This is a genomic window from Cupriavidus sp. JZ107 (genome assembly GCF_053903255.1).
The window spans coordinates 1792924-1813605 of sequence record NZ_CP096481.1 but is presented as its reverse complement, the minus strand read 5'-3'; the positions used below and the strand labels follow the sequence as shown (position 1 = coordinate 1813605).

The 20682-nt window shown below is 69.1% G+C and carries 25 protein-coding genes; 7 read left to right on the top strand and 18 right to left on the bottom strand.

Annotated elements, in window-relative coordinates; all coding sequences use genetic code 11:
• Positions 1–18: 18 nt before the first annotated feature.
• Entirely contained in the window at positions 19–663 is a 645-nt protein-coding gene (locus tag M1D55_RS17620; RefSeq protein WP_006577106.1) for an HD domain-containing protein, read from the top strand.
• 31 nt (positions 664–694) lie between these two features.
• Here M1D55_RS17620 and M1D55_RS17615 read toward each other — a convergent pair whose 3' ends face one another.
• The 18 genes from M1D55_RS17615 to M1D55_RS17530 form a co-directional block, all read right to left on the bottom strand.
• Positions 695–1126 (bottom strand): YeeE/YedE family protein, encoded by a 432-nt coding sequence (locus M1D55_RS17615; RefSeq protein ID WP_064573645.1) that lies wholly within the window; start codon positions 1124–1126, stop codon positions 695–697.
• A gap of 1 nt (position 1127) precedes the next feature.
• On the bottom strand, positions 1128–1562 hold the full coding sequence (locus M1D55_RS17610) for a YeeE/YedE family protein (RefSeq protein ID WP_006577107.1): 435 nt from the start codon (positions 1560–1562) through the stop codon (positions 1128–1130).
• Between the two features lie 18 nt (positions 1563–1580).
• Positions 1581–2345, bottom strand: coding sequence for an arsenical resistance protein ArsH (arsH, locus tag M1D55_RS17605; protein ID WP_456281430.1), 765 nt, complete (start codon positions 2343–2345; stop codon positions 1581–1583).
• Entirely contained in the window at positions 2342–2770 is a 429-nt protein-coding gene (gene arsC / locus M1D55_RS17600; RefSeq protein ID WP_064573640.1) for an arsenate reductase (glutaredoxin), read from the bottom strand. The genes arsH and arsC overlap by 4 nt, the downstream gene beginning before the upstream one ends.
• Positions 2771–2818: 48 nt before the next feature.
• Positions 2819–3895, bottom strand: coding sequence for an ACR3 family arsenite efflux transporter (gene arsB / locus M1D55_RS17595; protein ID WP_456281429.1), 1077 nt, complete (start codon positions 3893–3895; stop codon positions 2819–2821).
• Positions 3892–4248 (bottom strand): ArsR/SmtB family transcription factor, encoded by a 357-nt coding sequence (locus M1D55_RS17590; protein WP_456281428.1) that lies wholly within the window; start codon positions 4246–4248, stop codon positions 3892–3894. Before M1D55_RS17590 ends, arsB begins: the two co-directional genes overlap by 4 nt.
• A gap of 93 nt (positions 4249–4341) precedes the next feature.
• The gene (locus tag M1D55_RS17585) at positions 4342–5331 is read right to left on the bottom strand and encodes a Bug family tripartite tricarboxylate transporter substrate binding protein (protein ID WP_456281427.1); all 990 of its coding nucleotides are present in this window, start codon (positions 5329–5331) and stop codon (positions 4342–4344) included.
• 42 nt (positions 5332–5373) lie between these two features.
• Positions 5374–6843, bottom strand: coding sequence for an aldehyde dehydrogenase family protein (locus M1D55_RS17580; protein WP_232205606.1), 1470 nt, complete (start codon positions 6841–6843; stop codon positions 5374–5376).
• 28 nt (positions 6844–6871) lie between these two features.
• Entirely contained in the window at positions 6872–8080 is a 1209-nt protein-coding gene (locus M1D55_RS17575; protein ID WP_456281426.1) for an iron-containing alcohol dehydrogenase family protein, read from the bottom strand.
• A gap of 17 nt (positions 8081–8097) precedes the next feature.
• Complete coding sequence (locus M1D55_RS17570) at positions 8098–9636, bottom strand: AMP-binding protein (RefSeq protein WP_456281425.1); 1539 nt, start codon at positions 9634–9636, stop codon at positions 8098–8100.
• Between the two features lie 12 nt (positions 9637–9648).
• Positions 9649–10704, bottom strand: coding sequence for an NAD(P)H-dependent flavin oxidoreductase (locus M1D55_RS17565; protein ID WP_456281424.1), 1056 nt, complete (start codon positions 10702–10704; stop codon positions 9649–9651).
• Positions 10705–10716: 12 nt separating this feature from the next.
• Positions 10717–11529 carry an SDR family NAD(P)-dependent oxidoreductase gene (locus M1D55_RS17560; RefSeq protein WP_456281423.1) on the bottom strand — a complete coding sequence of 271 codons (813 nt, stop codon included), beginning with the start codon at positions 11527–11529 and terminating at the stop codon, positions 10717–10719.
• A gap of 47 nt (positions 11530–11576) precedes the next feature.
• Positions 11577–12368, bottom strand: coding sequence for an enoyl-CoA hydratase/isomerase family protein (locus tag M1D55_RS17555; RefSeq protein ID WP_232205610.1), 792 nt, complete (start codon positions 12366–12368; stop codon positions 11577–11579).
• Positions 12369–12404: 36 nt separating this feature from the next.
• Positions 12405–13556 (bottom strand): thiolase family protein, encoded by a 1152-nt coding sequence (locus M1D55_RS17550; protein ID WP_456281422.1) that lies wholly within the window; start codon positions 13554–13556, stop codon positions 12405–12407.
• Positions 13556–13957 (bottom strand): Zn-ribbon domain-containing OB-fold protein, encoded by a 402-nt coding sequence (locus M1D55_RS17545; protein WP_456281421.1) that lies wholly within the window; start codon positions 13955–13957, stop codon positions 13556–13558. Before M1D55_RS17545 ends, M1D55_RS17550 begins: the two co-directional genes overlap by 1 nt.
• On the bottom strand, positions 13954–14946 hold the full coding sequence (locus tag M1D55_RS17540) for a Bug family tripartite tricarboxylate transporter substrate binding protein (RefSeq protein WP_456281420.1): 993 nt from the start codon (positions 14944–14946) through the stop codon (positions 13954–13956). Before M1D55_RS17540 ends, M1D55_RS17545 begins: the two co-directional genes overlap by 4 nt.
• Positions 14947–15065: 119 nt before the next feature.
• Entirely contained in the window at positions 15066–15797 is a 732-nt protein-coding gene (locus M1D55_RS17535; RefSeq protein WP_456281419.1) for a TetR/AcrR family transcriptional regulator, read from the bottom strand.
• A gap of 112 nt (positions 15798–15909) precedes the next feature.
• Positions 15910–16419, bottom strand: a complete 510-nt coding sequence (locus M1D55_RS17530) for a hemerythrin domain-containing protein (protein ID WP_456281418.1) — start codon at positions 16417–16419, stop codon at positions 15910–15912.
• Positions 16420–16623: 204 nt separating this feature from the next.
• On the opposite strand from M1D55_RS17530, the gene M1D55_RS17525 reads away from it, so the two are divergent.
• From M1D55_RS17525 to M1D55_RS17500, 6 genes are all read left to right on the top strand, one after another.
• Positions 16624–16794, top strand: a complete 171-nt coding sequence (locus M1D55_RS17525; RefSeq protein WP_023263859.1) for a hypothetical protein — start codon at positions 16624–16626, stop codon at positions 16792–16794.
• A gap of 19 nt (positions 16795–16813) precedes the next feature.
• Entirely contained in the window at positions 16814–17185 is a 372-nt protein-coding gene (locus M1D55_RS17520) for a hypothetical protein (protein WP_370646771.1), read from the top strand.
• Between the two features lie 62 nt (positions 17186–17247).
• Entirely contained in the window at positions 17248–17601 is a 354-nt protein-coding gene (locus tag M1D55_RS17515; RefSeq protein ID WP_456281417.1) for a hypothetical protein, read from the top strand.
• 276 nt (positions 17602–17877) lie between these two features.
• A complete protein-coding gene (locus M1D55_RS17510; protein WP_456281416.1) occupies positions 17878–18918 on the top strand; it encodes a TolC family protein in 1041 nt (346 codons plus the stop codon).
• Positions 18915–19487 (top strand): hypothetical protein, encoded by a 573-nt coding sequence (locus tag M1D55_RS17505; RefSeq protein ID WP_456281415.1) that lies wholly within the window; start codon positions 18915–18917, stop codon positions 19485–19487. Before M1D55_RS17510 ends, M1D55_RS17505 begins: the two co-directional genes overlap by 4 nt.
• An 18-nt stretch (positions 19488–19505) precedes the next feature.
• Positions 19506–20678 (top strand): efflux RND transporter periplasmic adaptor subunit, encoded by a 1173-nt coding sequence (locus tag M1D55_RS17500; protein ID WP_456281414.1) that lies wholly within the window; start codon positions 19506–19508, stop codon positions 20676–20678.
• The last annotated feature ends 4 nt before the right edge of the window (positions 20679–20682 follow it).

Below are 20682 nucleotides of genomic sequence, written 5' to 3'. Positions count from 1 at the left end.
TCTCCGAGGAGTACCGCCGTGGCGACCGACAACATCGCGGGCATCGCGATTCCCGACAGCAAGCTCGCCCGCGAGGCGACCGAACTGATCCGCGATACCGAGAGCGACCTGCTGTTTCACCACTCCGTTCGCGTCTATTTGTGGGGCAGCCTGCTGGGACGCCGGCGGCAGTTCCGTTTCGATCCGGAACTGCTCTACGTCGCGGCGTTGTTCCACGATATCGGCCTGACTTCCCGCTATCGCGAGAGCCAGCTGCGTTTCGAAGTCGACGGCGCCAATGCCGCGCGCGACTTCCTGCGCAGCCACGGCATCGCCGAGAGCGAGATCGCGACGGTGTGGGCGGCCATCGCCCTGCATACGACGCCGGGTATTCCGGAACACATGCATCCCGAGATCGCGCTGCTCCAGGCCGGAGCGGGAATGGACGTGGCAGGGCGGGGCTTCGAGCATTTCGGCGACGACGAGCGCGCAGCGGTGATCGCGGCCCATCCGCGCGGTCACGGCTTCAAGCACGGCATCATCGACGCCTTTTATGAAGGCATGAAGCACCGGCCCGATACCACGTTCGGCACCTTCAACGACGACGTGCTCGCGTTCAAGGATCCAGGTTTCCGGCGCGGCAACATCTGCAGCATCATTCTCGGCTCGCGCTGGCCGGATTGAGTCCGGGGCTCACAGCCACGACGGGGCTCGTTCAGGCTTGCTGGCTGCGAGGCTTCAGCCGTTGGACCCCCTCGAACACCAGCATGCCGGCCGCCATCGCGCCGACGAAGCCGGCTGCCTTCGGATAGCCGGCTCCGAGCGCCACCAGGGCGGGGCCCGGGCAGAATCCGGCCAATCCCCAGCCGATGCCGAATGCCGCGCTGCCCAGCACCAGGCGCAACGTGACGCCGGTCGCGGCGGGAAGCTGCATCGGCCGGCCCAGCAGCGAGCGCTGGCGCCGATTCGCGAGGAAGAACGCCGGTGCCGCGACGGCAATCGCGCCGATCATCACGAAGGCGAGCGAAGGATCCCATGCGCCGGCCATGTCGAGGAAGCCCAGTACCTTGGCCGGGTTCGCCATGCCGGACACCATCAGGCCGATGCCGAACAACAGTCCGGCGACCAATGCGGCAATCGCGGCCATGTCAGCCGCCCACCAGATGACGTTGCACGAAGACGGTCAGCAGCCCCGTGCCGATGAAGGTCAGCGTGGCGACCAGCGAGCGGACCGAGCCCCGTGAGATGCCGCATACGCCGTGGCCGCTGGTACAACCGCTCGCGTAGCGGGTTCCCAGCCCGACCAGAAAGCCGGCGATCAGTATCTGACCCCAGCCACTGTCGATGTCGGCCGTTGCCGGCATGCCCAGCAGCGCAGCGAGCACAGGGACGCCGATCAATCCCGCCAGAAAGATCAGGCGCCAGCCCGTGTCCCCGCGCGGCAAACTCAACAGACCGCCCAGGATGCCGCTGATGCCGGCAATCCTGCCGTTGAACAGCACCAGCACGGCGGCCGCCAGTCCGATCAGCAGGCCGCCAAAGAAGGAGAGGCCCGGCGTGAAGTTGGCAACATCGATTTGCATATCCGTTCTCCTGACGCGCTATTCGACCTCGCCGTCGTCGGTGTCGCCGGCCCTGGCGTCCTGCTCGTGGCGCATCGCCGCGGCCGTCAGCGTCGTGGCGACCGCCGGCGCGGCTTCCTTGCGTTCGCTGTAGCGGTCGGTCAGATAGTCCGAACGGTCGCGCGTCAGCAAGGTGAACTTGATCAGTTCCTCCATGACGTCGACCACGCGATCGTAGTACGAGGACGGCTTCATGCGGCCATGCGCGTCGAATTCCTGATACGCCTTCGGTACCGACGACTGGTTTGGGATCGTGATCATCCGCATCCAGCGGCCCAGCACGCGCAACGCGTTGACGGCGTTGAAGGACTGCGATCCGCCGCAGACCTGCATCACCGCCAGCGTGCGGCCCTGGGTCGGCCGAATGCCGCCGCTTTCCAGCGGCAGCCAGTCGATCTGGTTCTTGAAGACAGCGGTCAGCGTGCCGTGGCGCTCGGGGCTGCACCAGACCTGTCCCTCGGACCACTCGGACAGCTTGCGCAGCTGCGCGACCTGCGGGTGGTCCGCCGGCACGCTGTCCGCGATCGGCAGTTCGTGCGGATCGAACACGCGCGTTTCCGCGCCGAGGCGCTTGAGGATGCGTTCGGCCTCCAGCGTCAGCAGCCGGCTGTACGAGGTTGCGCGCAGCGAGCCGTAGAGCAGCAGGATGCGCGGCGGGTGGGTGCTGGTCTTCGCCGGCTCCAGCTTGCGCGGGTCGGGAATGTCGAGCAGCGACGGCACGACGTTGGGCAGGTCGGCGCTCATCGGCCGACCCTCCGGCCCTCGGCGTCGATGACCAGCTCACCGTCCTCCTTGGCAAACGGACCTTGCTGCGGCGAGGGCAGGATGTCGAGCACCAGTTCCGACGGCCGGCACAGCCGAACGCCAAGTTCGGTGACCACGAGCGGCCGATTGATCAGGATCGGGTTCGCCAGCATCGCGTCGAGCAACTGGTCATCGGTCAGCGACGGATCGTCGAGGCCGAGCTCGGCATAGGGTGTGCCCTTTTCGCGAATGGCTTCGCGTACGCTTAGGCCAGCCTGCCGGATCATGCCTTCGAGTTCGCCGCGCGTGGGCGGCGTCTTCAGGTACTCGATGACCGTCGGCTCGATGCCGGCATTGCGAATCATTGCCAGCGTGTTGCGGGACGTGCCGCAGGCGGGGTTGTGATAGATCGTGACAGCGGACATGGCGTTTATCGGGAGGCGTTTTTCGGAGCGCTTTGCAGCAGGCGTTTCTCAGCAGGCTTCGTACCAACGTTGCGAGCGATTGACCACGCCGACGACCAGCAGCATGATCGGCACCTCGATCAGCACGCCGACCACGGTGGCCAGCGCCGCCCCGGATTCGAAGCCGAACAGGCTGATCGCGGTGGCGACGGCCAGCTCGAAAAAGTTGCTGGCGCCGATCAGGGCAGACGGACCGGCCACGCAATGCGCCACGCCCAGTTTGCGGTTCAGCACATAGGCGAGGCCGGAATTGAATATGACCTGGATCAGGATCGGCACGGCCAGCAACAGGATGATCAACGGCTGTTCGACGATCGCATTGCCCTGGAAGCCGAACAGCAATACCAGCGTCGCCAGCAGCGCGGCGATCGAATACGGGCCGAGCGCGCCGGTCACGCGCCGGTAGGCCGCCTCGCCGCGCGCGAGCAGCAGCCTGCGGATGGCCTGCGCGATCAGCACCGGAATCACGATGTACAGCAACACCGACACGATCAGCGTGTCCCATGGCACCGTGATCGACGACAGCCCGAGCAGCAGCGCAACCACCGGCGCGAACGCCACCACCATGATCGCGTCGTTGACGGCGACCTGCGACAGCGTGAAATACGGATCGCCCTTGCACAGCTGCGACCAGACGAACACCATCGCGGTGCAGGGCGCGGCCGCCAGCAGGATCAGGCCGGCCACATAGCTGTCCAGCTGTTCGGCCGGCAGCCACGGCGCAAACAGATGCCGCACGAAGATCCACGCGAGCAGCGCCATCGAGAACGGCTTGACCAGCCAGTTGACGAACAGCGTCACGCCGATGCCGCGCCAGTGGCCCGCGACCTGTCCCATCGCGCCGAAGTCGATCTTGATCAGCATCGGCACGATCATCACCCAGATCAGCAGCCCGACCGGCAGGTTGACCTGCGCGACTTCCATCGCGCCGATCGCCTGGAACACGCCCGGAAACCACTGGCCCAGCAGGATGCCGGCAACGATGCACAGCGCGACCCAGATCGTCAGATAGCGCTCGAAAAAGCCGATGCCGCCGGCCGGCGACACCGTTCCGGCAGCCTTCGCCGTCTGTTCGGCCGCCGTCATGCCTTCGACTCCGCGGCGCGCGGCGACGACACCGATACGGGGGAACAAGCGGGCACGGGCGAGCACGGATTGCCGCCGCAGCAGTTCTCCGTCAGATAGCCGAGCAGCGCGTTCATGGTCTCGTAGTGCGCCATGTAGACGATCGAGCGGCCGTCCTGGCGGCTGCGCAACAAGCCGGCGCGATGCAGCTCCTTCAGGTGGAAGGACAGCGACGAGGCCGGCATTTCCATCCGTTCGGCGATCCGGCCGGCAGGCAGGCCTTCCGGGCCGGCCTGGACGAGCATGCGGAAGACGGCCAGCCGCGCGGAATGGGCGAGGGCGGAGAGCGCTTCGAGGGCGTTTTCAGTTTCCATCGTTCGAATATATTCGAAGCATGGAAACGAAGCAAGCATGCCCATGCAATGGACGCAACCCACGTCCTCCGGGCCCGGGCCGCTCCTTATTGGTCAGTCCAGCTTGATCCCGGCCCGAACGATGGTGCGTCCGACCCGCTCGCGCTCCTTGTCGAGGTGACTGGCAAAGGCCGCCGGGCCGGGGGCGGCCAGGCGGCTGCCGCGTCGTTCGATGGTCTCTACGTAGCGGGGCGCCCGCGAGCCGCGTTCGACGGCCTTGGCCAGCACCGCGACAATCTCGGGCGACAGGCCGGGCGGTCCGACGACGCCGAGCCACGACGAGGCCACCAGGTTCGGATAGGTCTCCGCGAGCGTTGGCAGATTCGGGAATTGCGGCAGCCGGGACGGTGCCGCGGTGGCCAGCACCTTCAGCTGTCCGGACTGCACCGCCTGCGAGACGGAGCCGAGGCTGTCGATCATGAAATCGACCCGGCCGGCGATCAGGTCGTTGGTCGCCTGCGCGCCGCCGCGATAGGGCACGTGCACGGCGTCGATGCCCGCGGCTACCTTCAGCATCTCGCCGGCGATATGCATCGTGGTGCCGATGCCGGGCGAGCCGAAGCTCAGTTCGCGCGGATGGGCCTTGCCCCAGGCGACCAGGTCCTGGACAGTGCGGAACTTCGACGTGGCCGGCACCAGGAAGACGAAGGGGCTTTCGTTGACCAGGCTGATCAGCGAGAAGCGGGTGTTCGGATCGAAGCCGAGCGACTTCTGCGTCAGCGGATTGACGACCAGCTGGCCCGGCGAGGCCAGCATCAGCGTGTAGCCGTCCGGCCTGGCGCGGCTGAGCTCCGCCGTCGCGATATTGCCGCCGGCGCCGGTGCGGTTGTCGACCACTACCGGCTGGCCGAGCAGCTCGCCCATTTCGGTGGCGATCTGGCGCGCGGTGATATCGGTGACGCCCCCGGCCGCGAAGCCGACGATCATGCGGATCGGCCGGCTGGGAAAGTCCGTCGGCGATGCAGCAGATGCGGGCGACGCGGGCGGCGCGGCCCACAAACCGGCAGCGGCGAACGCAAGCAGCACGCCAGCGAAGCGTTTCATGGTCTGTCTCCTGGATAGTTTTGTGTTCGTGGCAAGTCGCCGCTACCGCATCGAGAACCGCACGTTCTTGACCTGCGTGTTCTCCAGGATCGCGTCGATGCCACGCTCCTTGCCGAGCCCCGATTCCTTGTATCCGCCGAAGGGGGCGTCGACCGTCGCCTTGATCGGATTGTTGATCGCCAGATTGCCGATCTGCAGCGCCTGGCACAGGCGCATGGCGCGGCCCGCATCGCGTGTATAGACCACGCCCGCCAGACCGAACCGGCTGTCGTTGGCCAGGCGCACCGCCTCCTCTTCATCGCCGAAGCGGATCAACGCCTGCGCGGGCCCGAAGATTTCCTCCTGCGCGATGCGCATGCCGTTGTCCGCGGTGGCAAACAGCATGGGCGCCACGAAATAGCCGTCGCGCAGCTCGGCCCGGTCGCCAAGTTCGGCCATCGCGACGGGCGACGCGCCTTCGTCGCGGCCGATGGCCAGATAGCCGTTGACGCGATCGAACTGCGCGCGGCTGACCAGCGGCCCCATCTCGGTGGCGGGATCGTCCGGCAGGCCGATGCGCACGCCAGCGCAAGCGGCGCGCAGCTTGTCGGCGAAGGCGTCGGCGATGTCATGCTGGACCAGCAGCCGCGTGCAGGCGATGCAGATCTGGCCGGTATTGCGGGTGATGTCCTGCAGTGCGACGCCGACCGCCGCGTCGAGGTCGGCATCGTCGAACACGATCAGCGGCGACTTGCCGCCCAGTTCCAGCGTCACGCGCTTGATCCGTTCGGCGGCGCTGCGGTAGATCGCCTTGCCGGTCGCGGTGCCGCCGGTGAACGAGACCTTCTCGACCAGCGGATGGTCGACCAGCGCCTGCCCGATGGTCGCGCCGGGGCCGTGGACGATGTTGATGACCCCGGGCGGAAAGCCGGCCTCGAGGATGGCTGCGCCGAGCTCCACGGTGGACAGCGGCGTGACCTCCGACGCCTTGATCACCGCCGTGTTGCCGGCCGCCAGCACCGGCATCAGCTTGCTGATGGTCAGCGTCAGCGGATAGTTCCAGGGCAGGATCAGCGCGACCACGCCAAACGGCTCGCGCAGCGTGAAGTTGATCACCGAGGTATCGGCAACGTTCAGCGTCTGTCCGCCGATGCCCTGCGATACGCCGGCGACGTAGTCGATGCCGTCCAGCATGGTCAACAGCGACGCGCGCGTCGTGGTGATCGGCCGGCCGACGTTCCACGTTTCCAGCCACGCCAGCTGTTCGCGCCTTGCGTCCAGCGCCTGCGCGAGCTTGCGCAACAGGCGGCTGCGCTCGCGCGCCGAGGTCTTGCGCCAATGGTGGTCGAACGCGTGCCGGGCGGCGCGCACCGCAGCGTCGACGTCCTCGACGCCGGCCTGTGCGACATGCGCCAGCGTGCGGCCGTTCGACGGATTGCCCACGGCAAAGCTGGCGCCGCTGGCGGCTTGCCGTTCGGCACCGTCGATCAGAAGGGGGTAGATGCCGGTGCGCAGCACGGAGGTCGGTTGCATGGCGAATCTCGATGGATGGAGGCGGGGGTCAGCCGAGCGGCACGTCGAGCTCGCCGCGCATCGCGGCATAGAGCGCGGCGATGTCGTCGTCCGACAGCGGCCGCCCGTTCAGGCGCGCCGATGCGTTGTTGGCCGCCGCGGCATGAACGGCGCCGAGGTCGGCCGGAACGTCGCCGAGCGCATCGAGCGAGCGCGGCAGACCGGCGAGGTCGCGCAGTTCGCACACCTTGTCGATCAGCGCCGTGGCTTGCCGCACGGTGGACAGCTGCGGCGCTGCGAGGCCGCAGGTTCGTGCCGCCGCGGCATAGCGATCGGCCATCGCCGCCATGTTGAAACGCATCAGCGGCTCGCAGACCACCGCCAGCACATGCGCATGCGGTGCGTCGACGATCGCCTCGAGCGGCGTGCACAGGCCGTGGATGCCATCGACGCCGCGCAGGCTCATTGCCACGCCGGCGAGATAGCTGGCCAGCAGCATGTCGGCGCGCGCCGACTCGTCGTCGGGACAGGCCAGGACGGCGGGCAGGGCGGAGACGGTCCGGCGCAGCGCGTCGATCGCCAGCGCTTCGCCAATCGGATGGCTGGCGCAGTTTGTTGCCGCGCCGAGCGCGTGCATCAGTACGTCGAAGCCCGTGCTGGCGGTGACCGCCCGCGGCACGGTCAGCGTCAGCAGCGGGTCCAGCGCAATCCACTGCGGGCGGCAGCGATGGCTTCGCATCACGTGCTTGCGTCCGGCCTCGTCCTTGATCAGCGCCGCGACGGTGCTCTCGCTGCCGGTGCCGGCGGTGGTCGGCACCGCGGCAAACGGCGGCACGGGCCCGGACAGCGCGGCGTCGCCGCGCTGCAGGAGGTCGGCCAGCGGCGCGTCGCTGGCCAGCACGGCGGCGAGTACCTTGCCGACATCGATCACGCTGCCGCCGCCGAGCGCGATCAGCCCATCGCAGTGGTGCTCGCGCCAGCGCCGCGCGGCCGCATGGACATGAGCTGCCGACGGGTTCGCGGCGACATCGTCGTGACATACCGGATCGATGCCGGCCCGGCGCAGGTCGTCCGCGACGCGGGTGAGCAGCCCCGTGGCCGCCAGTCCCGCATCGCTGAGCAGCAGCGGGCGGTGCACGCCCTCACGACGGGCCCATTGCGGCAGCCGATCCACGCACCCCGCGCCGAACACCGCCTCGCCGGGCCAGCGCGTGCCGAAGTGTCCTGGCGTCGTGCCGAAGAAGGAGGCGGCGGGCATTGGCATGGCGTCGCGCATCAGATCTTCCGTCCGATGCGTTCCCAGTGCGGCGCGCGCAGCCGGTTCTTGAAGACCTTGCCCATGCTGTCGCGCGGCAATGCGTCGTGGAACTCGACGTGGCGCGGTACCTTGTAGCCGGCCACGCGTTGGCGCAGCCAGCCGCGCACATGGGACGCGTCGATCGTGCTGCCCGGCGCGCGTACCACCGCGGCGGCCACCGCTTCGCCGAATTCGGCATCGGGGACGCCGAACACCGCGCAGTCGGCGACCTGCGGATCGGCGACCAGCGCGTGCTCGATCTCGGCCGGATAGATATTGACCCCACCGGAGATGATCATGTCGCGCTTGCGGTCGGTGATGAACAGATAGCCGTCGGCATCGAGATAGCCGACATCGCCATTGGTGATGTAGCCATCGCGCTCGATCGCGCGGCGCTGGGCCTCGTTGTGGCGATAGGTGAAGGGCAGGGCGTTGTCGCCGGTATCGACATAGATCTCGCCGACTTCGCCGGGCGGCAGTTCGCGGCCCGCCTCGTCGAGGATGCGGATCGACGTGCCGGGAAACGGCCGTCCCGCAGTTCCGGGCCGCGCCAGCCATTCGGCCGCCGTCACGAAGGTGATCAGGCCCGCTTCGGTCGAGCCATAGGTTTCGTTGACGATCGGTCCCCACCACGCGATCATCGCGCGCCGCACCTCCGGTGCGCAGGGCGAGCCGCCGTGCGTCACGTTCTCCAGCGACGACACGTCGTAGGCGCCACGCACCGCCTCCGGCAGCTTCAACAGCCGGACCAGCATGATCGGCACCAGCGACAGATGCGTGATCCGATGGCGTTCGATCGTCTGCAGCAGCTGCTCGGCGTCGAAGCGAGGCAGCACCACGATGTCCTGTGCCAGTTCGAGCGCCACGCGCGCGGCGGCGTTGGGGCCGGCGTGATATAGCGGACCGACTACGGCGCAGCGCATGCCGGGGCGCGCGGCGCTGGCGATCGAGCGGATGCGCAGTGAGCCCTGATGCTGGGCCGGCGTGCCTGGCAGCCGCATCACGCCCTTCGGTCGGCCGGTTGTGCCCGATGTGTAAAGCATGCTGCCGACCGAGGGCACGCGATCGGCCGTCGACGGGGCGAAGCGATCCCGCCATTCGTTCCAGCACCGCGCGCCGTCGGGCAAACCGGGGGGCGGTTCGGGCAGGCGGTAGGCGGCGACGATCTCCGGCGGCGTCGGCACGACCAGCAGCGGCATGCCGTCCGGTACGCCGCTCGCGATGCCGGGCAGCAGGTCCGCATGGACGACGAAGGCCTTCGCGCCGCTGTCGCGCAGGATGAAGGCCGCCTCCTCGACCTGGAAGTGCCAGTTGATCGCGACCAGATGGACGCCCAGTCGGTCGAGCGCGACGATCAGCTCGAGGTACGGAATATCGTTGCGCAGCATCACCGCGACGGCATCGCCGGGCCGCAGCCCCAGCTCGGCGAAACCGCTAGCCGCGCGCGCCGCACGGTCCTGCAGCGTTGGCGAATCGATACGGCGCTCGCCGAAGTGGATGGTCAGGTTGGCTTGCATGAGGTATCGCTGTCAGGTTGTAGTGGCGTTGGCATTGGCGGGCGGCGGCGGCGGTGCGGACAGCGACTGCAGCCGCCGCGCGGCGCCGCTTGCCTGCGCCATCAGCCGCTCGACGGTCGCGGTCACCGGCTCGATCGCATTGGCAAAGCCGATCGCAGGCCCCATCGACAACAGGCCAGTGTCCCAGTCGCCGTGCCGGTAGCCGTGATCGCGCCCAAGCTTGCCGGTCGCCAGCGCGCCGAAGTCTTCGTAGCGGTGCGCGCCGTCCGCTTCGAGCCGCCGCGTCTCGCGCACCGTGGCGTTGTCCAGCACGCGCCACGGATGCCCGGTGCTGCGCAGCGCCAGCGTGGAAGACTGCGCCGGCTGCGCGGCGAGGTGGCGCTTGTACCCGTCGTGCGCCCAGGCCTCTTCGCAGGTCAGGAAGCGGGTTCCCATCAGCACCGCATCGGCGCCGAGCGCGAGCGCCGCGGCAATCTGCCGGCCATCGCCGATGCCGCCGCCGATCGCCAGCGGCACGCGCAGGCGCTCGAGCGCGAGTGCCCCGAGCGTGAAGGCGGACAGCTCGTTGGTCCCCGGATGACCGCCGGCTTCGGCCCCGACCAGCGCGACGGCATCGGCGCCGGCCTGCTCCGCCTTCAGCGCGTGTTCGACAAAGGCGCATTTGTGGATCGCCAGCCCGCCGCCGGCGTGAATCCGCTCGAACAGCGGCCCCGGCGAGGCACCCACCGTCTCGAAGTGCCGCACGCCTTCTTCCAGCGCGATGTCGAGCCAGGCAGGGACCAGGCGATTGGCGTCCGCGCGGCGCGATTGCGTCAGGTTGACGCCGAACGGCAGTCCCCGCGTCAGCGCCTTGCAGTCGCGCAGCGCGGCGCGATAGGCCGCCAGTCCGTCGAACGAGCGCGGCGTCAGGAATGCCATCGTGCCGGCGTCGACATGGGCGGCGACGTAGCGCGCGTCCGACAGCCACATCAGCCCGCCGGCAAGGATCGGATGACGGATGCTGAAGCGCTCCGTGATCCGTGTGCGGAACGATGGGGAAGCGCTGTCGTCGGCGCGAGGGCTCGTCATGATGGCGGCAGCTCAGAGCATTACAAAGCCGCCGCTGACGCCGATGCTCTGGCCTGTGATGTAGGCGGCGCGGTCGGAGGCCAGCAGGCACACCATGCCCGATACGTCCTCGGGACGCGCCAGCCGCTGCAGGCCGCGGCCGATGGGGTAGGCGTTCAACATCCTGGCCAGGCGCTCGTTGTTCTCGGGCGTCGCATCGGGATGCAAGGCGCCTTCCTTGATGCCCTCGTGCGACACCGCGCCCAGCGCCACCACATTGACGTTGATGCAGTCGCGCCCATGCTCCTGCGCGATCGCCTTGGCGAAGCCGAGCATCGCGGCCTTCGCGCCCGAGTACACCGCCAGCCGGCCTTCGCCGGCCCGGCCGGCTTCGGACATGATGTTGACGATCTTGCCGTAGCGGCGCGCCTTCATGCCGGGCAGCACCGCGCGGCAGCAATGCATCATGCCGAACACGTTGAGCGCGACGATGCGCTCCCAGGCCTCGGGCGTGGTGTCGATGAACATTGGTGCGGCGCCGCCTTTCTCGCGCCGCTCGACCAGCACGCCGGCGTTGTTGACGAGGATGTCGATCGGGCCCAGTGTCTCCTGCGCGGCCGCGATGGCCGTGTTGATGTCGTCTTCGCGCGTGATGTCGGCCACGGCGGCAAAGCCGCGGCCGCCGGCGGCCTCGATCTCGGCGACCACCGCCCGCGCCCGTTCGGCGAACAGGTCGTTGACCGCGACGCGGGCGCCCTCGGCCGCCAGATCCAGGCAGATGCGCCTGCCGACGCCCTGGCCGCCCCCGGTGACGAACGCCACCTTGCCTTGCAGATTCAGATCCATGTCGATGCCTTTTTCTCGTTGTCGTTGGACAGTTGCGATGGCGCGGCCTAGCGTCCGCGGAACACCGGCTTGCGCTTCTCGATGAAGGCGCGCATGCCTTCCCTGCGGTCCTCGCTGGAGACCACCAGTGCCGCGGCGTAGCGCTCGTATTCCAGGCCGGCGTCGATACCCACCTGCATGCCGAGGTCGATCGCATGCTTGACGTAGCGCAGCGCCAGCGGCGCGTTGGCGGCCATGCGTCCGGCCATCGCCAGTGCCGTCGGCAACAGCGCATCGGGCGGCACCACGTGGTTGACCAGCCCGATCGTCAGCGCTCGCTCGGCGTCGATATGGTCCCCGGTCAGCATCAACTCCTTGGCGATGCCGACACCGACCAGCCGCGGCAGGCGCTGCGTGCCGCCGGCCGCGGGCAACACGCCGATGCGCGCTTCGGGCAGGCCTAGCCGCACGCCTTGGGCGGCGATGCGCACGTCGCAGCAGAGCGCGATCTCGAGGCCGCCGCCGAGCGCCACGCCGTTGATCGCGGCGATCACGGGCTTCTCGAATTGCTCGAGCGCGCGGAACAGTTCGTGCGTGGCCTTCTGCAGCAGGTGATATTCGGCCTGGGGCACGACGCGATCGGCGCGTTCCTTGATGTCCGCGCCCGCGCAGAAGGCCTTGTCGCCGGCGCCGGTGATCACGACGCAGCGCACCGTGTCGTCGCCACGGGCGCGCTCGAACAGCGCATGCGCCAGTTCGGCCTTCATGTTTCCGCCGATCGCGTTCATCCGTTCGGGCCGGTTCAGCTGGATCAGCGCGACGCCGTCGCGCGTGTCGTAGAGCAGGGTGGAGTAGTCCATGTTCAATGTGGCTCGCTGGTCGGTGAGAGAAGCGGCTCAGCCGCGCGACAGCACATGGGCGACGGCCACCGAGCCGAGGCCGATCATGTGGGCAAGCGCCAGGCGCGCGCCGGGGTGCTGGCGGTCGCCGGCCTCGCCGCGCAGCTGGCGCGTGATTTCGGCGACCTGGCCGATGCCGGTCGGTCCGAGGGGATGGCCCATGCCGATCAGGCCCCCGGACGGATTGACCGCGCACTGGCCGCCGATCTGCGAGCCGCCGCGGGCCAGGAACGCTGGCCCTTCGCCGGCCTCGCAGACGCCGATCGCCTCGCTGTACAGCAGCTCCTCGATCGTGAAGGCGTCATGCAGTTCGACGATGTCGAGCTCGCGCGGCCCGATGCCGGCGTGATCCAGCGCCTGGGCGGCGGACTTGCGCACCAGTTCGACCAGCGCCGGTGCGTCGTCGACCAGTTCCTCGCTGCTGGCCACCGACGACAGCACGCGCACCGCGCGGGAGCGATCCAGCCCCAGTTCGCGCATGGCCTGTTCCGACACGACGATTGCCGCCGCAGCCCCTTCGCCACGCGGGCAGCATTGCATGGCCGTCAGGTCGCCGGCGATGCGCGGCGAGTTCAGGACCTGCTCGATGGTCCTTGGCTTGCGGAATTGCGCATACGGATTGCGCGCGGCGTTGCCATGGTTCTTGACCGCGACCGCCGCCAGATCCTCGATGTGCAAGCCGCCTTCGCGCATGGCCCGGCGTGCCAGCAGCGCGAATTTGACCAGGGGCACGTTGGCGGTCGGGCTCAATGGCGGCAGGCCGTCCTTCAGCACGGCGCGCCGGCCGTCGCCAAACTTGTCGACGCCGACGGCGAGCACGACATCGCGTTCCCCGGAGGCCACCTGCAGGCAGGCCAGACGGAAGGCGGTCGAGCCGGAGGCCGACGCATTCTCGACCTGCGCCACCTCGAGCCCGGTCGAGCCCAAGTGGCGCAGCATCACTCGGCCGGCTGCCATGCCCAGCGCCGCCGTCCCGACGAAGGCGCTCTGCACCTGCGCCCATGCCAGCCCCGCATCGGCCAGCGCCTCGCGCACCGCGCGCAGGCCCAGCTGCGGGTAGGGCGTCTCGCTCGGAAACTGGTACGGGTGCATGCCGATGCCGATCACGTAAACCGGTCGTTGCTGCAGCAGCGAGGTTGGGCGGCCCATCACACGTTCTCCTGCAGCGGCACCGCTTCCGCGCTTGCCGCGCGAAAGATCCAGCCACCGCCGTTCTCGTCGTCGACCCACACCGGCCGCACCGGCGTGCCCGGCGGTACCGCGCTCTCGTGCTCGGCGTCGATGCGGACCTCTTCGACCAGGCCCGGGCACAGCTCGACCTCGCCGATGATCGCGGGCACGGCGAGTCCGGGGGCGAGCGGTGCATGCACGGTGATCACGTCGCGCAGCGGGACCGGGCCCATGCAATCGACCGCGTCGAGCGCTTCGGCCGGGGCGCCGCAATGGCGGCATCCGGGCACGTTCGCGGGGTAGCTGTAGCCGTGGCAGTGACTGCAGCGCGCGGCCTGCAGGGTGGACGGCCGGCCGTCCATGGAGGAGCTTGCGTTCATTCGATCGACATTCCGGAGTCGCGCACCAGCTGGCGCGCGTTGCTGCGTTCGGCATCCAGTGCCCTGGCGAATTCCGCCGGCGTGCTGGCCTTGATGCCGGTGCCCAGCTCCGCGAGGCGGGCCTGCACCGACGGTTGCTTCAATGCGCCGGCGAACGCGGCGTGCAGCCGCTGCACGATCGGCGCCGGCGTGCCGGCCGGCGCGACGATGCCGAGCCAGGTGGTCACGTCGAAGTTCGGGACGCCGGCCTCGGCGACGGTGGGCACGTCCGGCAGGTCCGCCACACGCCGGCCGCCGGTCACCGCCAGCGCGCGCAGCCGGCCGTCGCGAATCAGCGGCAGCGTGGTGGAGCGGCTGTCCGCCATGAAATCGAGCTGGCCGGCCAACAGATCGTTCAGCGCCGGGCCGCTGCCCTTGTACGGAACGTGGATCAGTGGCGTGTTCAGCCGCACCTGCAGCGTCGCGCCGGCGACATGCATCGAGCTGCCGTTGCCAGCCGAGCCGTAGCTCAGCTTGCCGGGTTGCTGGCGTGCCCTGCCCAGCAGGTCGCCCATCGATCGGAATGGCGAGTTCGCCGGGACCACGACGACCATCGGGCTTTCGGTCAGCTGGGTGACCGGCACGAAGGCCTTGACCGGGTCGATCGGCACCCGCTTGTAGAGGAAGGGGTTCAGCACCAGCGGCCCCGGATTGCCGAGCAGCAGCGTGTAGCCGTCCGGTTCGGCGCGCGCCACCACTTCGTTGGCAATGTTGCCGTTGGCGCCGGGGCGGTTCTCGATGACGACCGGCTGGCCGAGATCCTTCTGCAAATGGGGCTGCAGCAGCCGCGCGACGATGTCCGACGCCCCGCCCGGCGGGAAGCCGACCACCAGCCGGACCGGCTTGCCGGGAAAGTCGGCGGCATGGGCGGGCGCGGCCGCGGCGGCGAAGACGGCGGCACAGGCCGCTGCAACGGCCGCGGTGCCAGCCTGGAACCAGCGATGTGACATGGGCCTTGTCTCCTGTATTTTTTGGTGTTGTTGTCGTTGTACGGGCGAGCGCGGTCCGGCCGCGTCGCATCATGGATCGGCGCGCAGTCGGCGTGGGAACGGCAAGGGGAACGCGCCGGCTACTCGGGCGCTTCGGCAGGCTTTGCGGGGCGCACCAGGCGCGCGCGCAGGTTGTCCTTCAGCGCCCGGATCGCAACCGCGATATTGCTGGTGGTCGGATTGAGCATCGACTGCATTCGCAGTCCGCGCACCGTCGCGATCAACAGCTGCGCTTCTTCCGAGGCGACGATATCGGGGCGAATCTGCCCGGTGCGCTGGCCGGCTTCGATATGGCGAGTGATCGCACGGTGCCAGCGCGCGCTGATCGCGGCGAAGGTCGGTCGGACCTGCGGGGCCGGGCCGATCGACTCGAGCATCAGCACGAAGAAGGCGCGAGAGTTTTCGGACGGATCGTCCATGCCTTCGAGGTAGCAATCGATCTCGCAGAAGATCGCGTCCAGGCCGGTCAAGCCCTGCATCCGTGCCAGCAGGCGTTCGCGGTGGGCGTTCGCAATATGCTTGACCAGCTCTTCGAGCAACCGGTCCTTGGTGCCGAAGCGGTGCTGCACCAGGCCGCGGCTATATCCGGCTTCGATGCCGGTCGCTTCCAGCGTCGTGTGCGTGTAGCCGCGGGTCGCGATCAGCCGCGTCGCCGCGGCCATCAGCCGGCGGTCGGACTCGGCGACGCGCTCGGCCTGCGTGCGGCGCGGGCGTTTGATCGGTACCGCCTCAGCGCCATCGGGCAGCGCGCGGCTTTCCGCTCCAGACGAATCGGCCTGGGAGCCGGGGAGGGTGGCAAGTGTCTTGGGCATGCGAGCCAGTGTATTTACGATCGGTACGTACCGCAAGTTAACGATGTTAGGCGTATACCCGCAGATACTTGCTGGGCGTACCGCAAGTTTTCTGTCTGAGGGCCGGGCGTCCTTAACCGCCGCGGCGCTGCGCCATCCGTTGCCCGATCGCCTGCAAGGTCGACTCCGGCAGCCGGGTCGCGAAGGGAAAGATTTCGTGCTCCTCGCGTTCGACATGACGCAGGTAAGCGGCGGCGAACTGCGCTAGCGCTTGCGGCGCCGCGCCGGCCGATCCCTGCTGCACGGCCTCCAGCCACGGCCGGGCCTGGTTCCACAGCGCGTCGAGCGCGTCGTGGTCAACCTCCAGGGCCCGCATCGCCGACGTCAGCGCCTCGTCGCCGAGCGCGCGAAGGGCGGGGAACAGGTCCTGTTCCTCATCGTCATGGTGCAAGGGCGCGGCAACGGTGAAGTACCGTACGATGCCGGCCGCCGCCGTGCGCGCCTGGTCGTCCGCGCCATGCCGGGCGGTGTGCTCGGCCAGGCGGCCGCACAGCGAGGCAAAACGCCTGACCTTGTCGTGGCAGGCGATCAGCAGTTCGATCGGGGAATCGAATGAAGGAATGGTGGTCGTATTGGGCAGCATGGCGCGCCCATTATCGCGCCGTCGGGTGGGCGCCGTCTGGACGCCATGGTCCAAGCGCCCTTCCGGGGGCGGGCGGGCAATCTTTACCGGCCGGTTCGGCTCGCACCGCACGTGTCCGGCCATTCCAGCGGTGGCGCAGGGCTTGCTTGGCGTCAAGGGATTGCGCTGCGGTTCGACCACTTTAGTGACTCTCTGGAGACCACCATGTCCGATGGAAAACTTGGCATCGCCGGCACGACGTTCATCGCCTTTGCCGTGGCCGGGCTCGCGCTGGCCGCTTCGATGTATCTGGCGTACCTGGCGGCGCCGCCGAAGGGCAGGGCCCTGATCCGCAATGCACTGGATCACGACTCGGGGCCCGGTCCGCAAGGCTGATCCTTTGGCGATGAAGGCGTTGCGCAATCCCAGGTGCCTGCTGCTCGAGAGCCGCTGGCTGGTCCCACGGCATTTCGACGGCATCAGTCTGGGCCCGATCGTGCTGCTTCGGCCGGGCGTTTCGGCCGGGCTGATCGCGCATGAGCTGGTTCATGTGCGCCAGTTCTGGCGCCGGCCGTTCACCCACGGGCCGCGCTATCTGCTGTCAAAGGCCTATCGGCAGGCCTGCGAGGTCGAGGCCTACCGTGCGCAGCTGGAAGCCGCGGGAAGGACGCCATCTCGCATTGCCAATCTGGCGCGCTACCTGGCGACAAAGTACCGGCTCGATCTCGACGAGGAGACGGCGGCGCGGCTGCTTTCCGCCGTTTCCGCCGACGATTCGCCACCGTGATCCCGCCAGCGCCGCCGGCGCGATTCCAGGGCGCCGGCCACGATTCCGGTAGAATCCCGGCCATGTCGCGCGTCGTTGCCATCCTCCTGATGCTGTTGCTGCCGCTGCAGGCCATGGGCGCGGTGGACCGGCAGTTCGCGCACGCCTCCGAGGCCATGCTCGAGCACATGGTCGCGCATGCCGAGCATGTGCCGCACCATCACGACGAGGACGGTGCGATGCACGAGGACGACTCGACGGCCTCGGCATCGCATCAGCTGGACTTCGATTTCGCGTCCGGCCTGTACGGCACCGTCGGCCTCGCGTTTTCGGTACCGCTGGTGCCGCCGCGCTACCTGACGCCGTCATTCCTTCCTGGGCCCATTCCCAGTCCCTTCAGCAGTCCGCCTTTACGTCCGCCTCACGCCGCCGCCTGACGGCGGGGAAGCGTTCGTTCCATGTCTGCGCCGCGCCGGCACTGGCGCGGCACCCCGTCGCATCGTCGATCCGCTTTCGTTGCGTTGGGGTGTTTCATGCAGAAGATATTGCTGTTCATTGCAACAGCCGTCGTGCTGGCGCGCATTGCCTGTGCGCAGGCGCCGGCAGGCCAGGCCGCGCCTGCCGACCTGCACGCGCTGTTCGAAGCCGCGTGGGCGCATTCGGTCGCGCTGCAGGCCGCCGAAGGTCGGCGGGGGGAGGCGGCCGCCAGCCGCGTGCAGGCCGACGCCTGGATTGCCGGCCCGCCGGTGGCCGAACTGCGGCATCGCGGTGATCGCCTGGCCGATCGCCGGGGCGTGCGCGAGAGCGAGGTCTCGCTTGGCGTGCCGATCTGGATGCCGGGCCAGCGTGCCGCGCGCGGCGAGCTGGCCGATGCGCAGATGGCGGAGGCCGACGCCCGCGCAAGCCTGGCGCAACTGGTGCTGGCCGGTGACCTGCGCGAGCGTGTCTGGGAACTGGCGGCCGCCACCGCCGAGCAGCAGGTGTTGCGCCGCCGCGTGGCGGTCGCGACATCGCTGCGCGACGATGTGGCGCGCCGGGTCGATGCCGGCGACCTGGCCCGCACCGATCTGTTGCTGGCGGACCAGGATCTGCTCGCCACGCGTGCGCTGGTGACCGAGGGACAGTCGCGGCTGAACCAGCTGGCGACGCAGTTGTTCCAGCTGACCGGCGTAGCGGCGCTGCCTTCGCGATACGAAGAGCGGCCCGCCTCGCCGCAGGCCGCGATGACCCATCCCGCAATGGCGGCGGCGGACACTGCGCTGCTGAGGGCGCAGCGGCAGCTGGGCTACCTGCGGAAATCCCGGCGCGACGCACCGGAGGTGGGCGTCTCCTACCGGCGCGATGCGGCAGGCGGCGGCTTGCCTTCCGACCACACCGTCGGCGTGTTTGTGCGCATCCCGTTCGCGACCGACGCGCGCAATCTGCCGCGCGAAACCGCGGCGCACACCGACGTCGCGACGGCGATCGCCGAACGCGACCGAACCGAACGCGTGGTGCGGTCCGAGACGGATGCCGCGCGGCAGGCGCTGACGCTGGCCGACGAGCAGCTGTCCCTGGCCGAGCAGCGCAGCGCGATGCTGGCCGAGCGGGCGCAGCTGCTGCGCAAGACCTTCGACGCCGGCGAGATCGGGCTGCCCGAAGTGCTGCGCGCACAAAACCAGGCGCTGGAAGCCGAGGCCGAAGCCGCACGCCAGCGTGCGCGTCGGGGCCTTGCCATCGCGCGACTGAACCAGTCCCTTGGAGTGTTGCCATGAACCGTTGTCTCGTTCTCGTTCTGCTGGCATGGGTCTGCGGCGTCGCGCAGGCCGGTCCCGGCGCGCATGGTCCGGACGGACAACACCTGGATGCGCCGGCCGCCCAGGCCAACGCGGCCGTTGCGCCCACTGTCGAGGCCAGTACCGAGACGTTCGAGCTGGTCGGTACGCTGCTCGACGACGAGCTGTCTGTGCTGGTCGATCGCTACGCGACCAACGAGCCCGTCACGGAGGGCACGCTGGAGGTCGAAGCCGGCGACGTCAAGGCGACGGCGAAACTGCACGCGGACCTTGGCGACTTTTCGTTCACCGATCCGGCGCTGCTCGCGGCCCTGCGCCGCCCCGGCGAGCATCCCCTGGTCTTCACCCTGATGACGGGGACCGATTCGGACCTGATCGAGGGTCGCCTTGCCGTGGCCGCAACGGGCGACGACCACGATCACATGGATCGGACCGTTGCGGGCTGGGCCGCGCTGGCCGTGGCAGGCGCGGCCGCGCTCGTCATGGCGATCCGCCGGTTCCGGCGGAACCGCCGGAACCATCCGATCCCGCGCCATCCGTCGGCGTGAAGCGACAAGGACGACCCGATGATGAACAAGACTTCGTTCCGGACGCCGGTGGCCTTCGCGCGCATTGCACGGGTAGCACTGGTTGCGCTGGTTGCGCTGATCGGTGCCATCGATGCCAACGGCCCGGCCTCTGCCGCGCCGGGCGCCCATGGGCCCGATGGCCAGCATCTCGACGGACCGGTCGCCGGCCCGCCGGCGGCAGGGCTGGCACGGCTGCCGGATGGCAGCGTGCAGGTGTCCAAACTGGCGCAGCGGCGCATGGGCATCCGTACGCTGATGCCGCAGGCCGGCGATCACCCGCTTGCCGTCGAGCTCAACGGCACGGTGGCGATCGACCCGAACGCCGGCGGTCGCCTGCAGGCGGGGCACCCCGGCTGGATCGAGGCGCCGGCGGGCGGCTTTCCGGTGCTGGGCCAGCGCGTCGGCAAGGGCCAGGTGCTCGCGGTGTTGCGGCACAAGCATGAGCCGTTCGATATCGGCAATCAGCAGGCACAGTTCGCCAACCTGGAGGCCAACCTGAAGCTGGCGCGGCAACGGCTGCAACGCCTGGAATCGCTGCGCGACAGCATTCCGCGCAAGGACATCGAAGCCGCGCGGGCCGAAGTCCAGAGCCTGTCGGGCCAACGTGCCGCGGTGGCCGCCAGCCTGCATCGGACCGATGCGCTGCGCGCTCCGGTCGGCGGCATCGTTGCGTCGGCCAACGCGATCGCCGGCCAGTACGTCGAGGGATCGGACGTGCTCTACGAGATCGTCGATCCGGCGCGGCTGCTGATCGAGGCGCAAAGCGCCGACGCATCGCTGGCCATGCGGATCCGGGACGGTGCGCTGGCCAACGTCGACGGCGGGGCCCTGCAGTTCGTCGGAGCGGGGCGCAGCCTGCGCAATGGCGCGGTGCCGCTGACGTTCCGGCTCGCCGGCGGGTCGGCCGTGCCGCTGGCGGTTGGCCAGCCCGTCACCGTGGTGGCTCATCTGACCGACACCATCAAGGGCATCGCGTTGCCGAGCGAGGCCGTCGTGCGCGGCACGAACAACGAGACGATCGTCTGGGTCAAGTCCGGGACGCAGCGCTTTATCGCGCAGCCGGTACAGGTTCGCGTCCTCGATGCCCGCCGCGTCGTGGTGGTCCAGGGCCTGTCGCCGGAGAACCGCGTGGTGGTGCAGGGCGCGGCCTGGATCAACCAGATCCGGTAGGGGC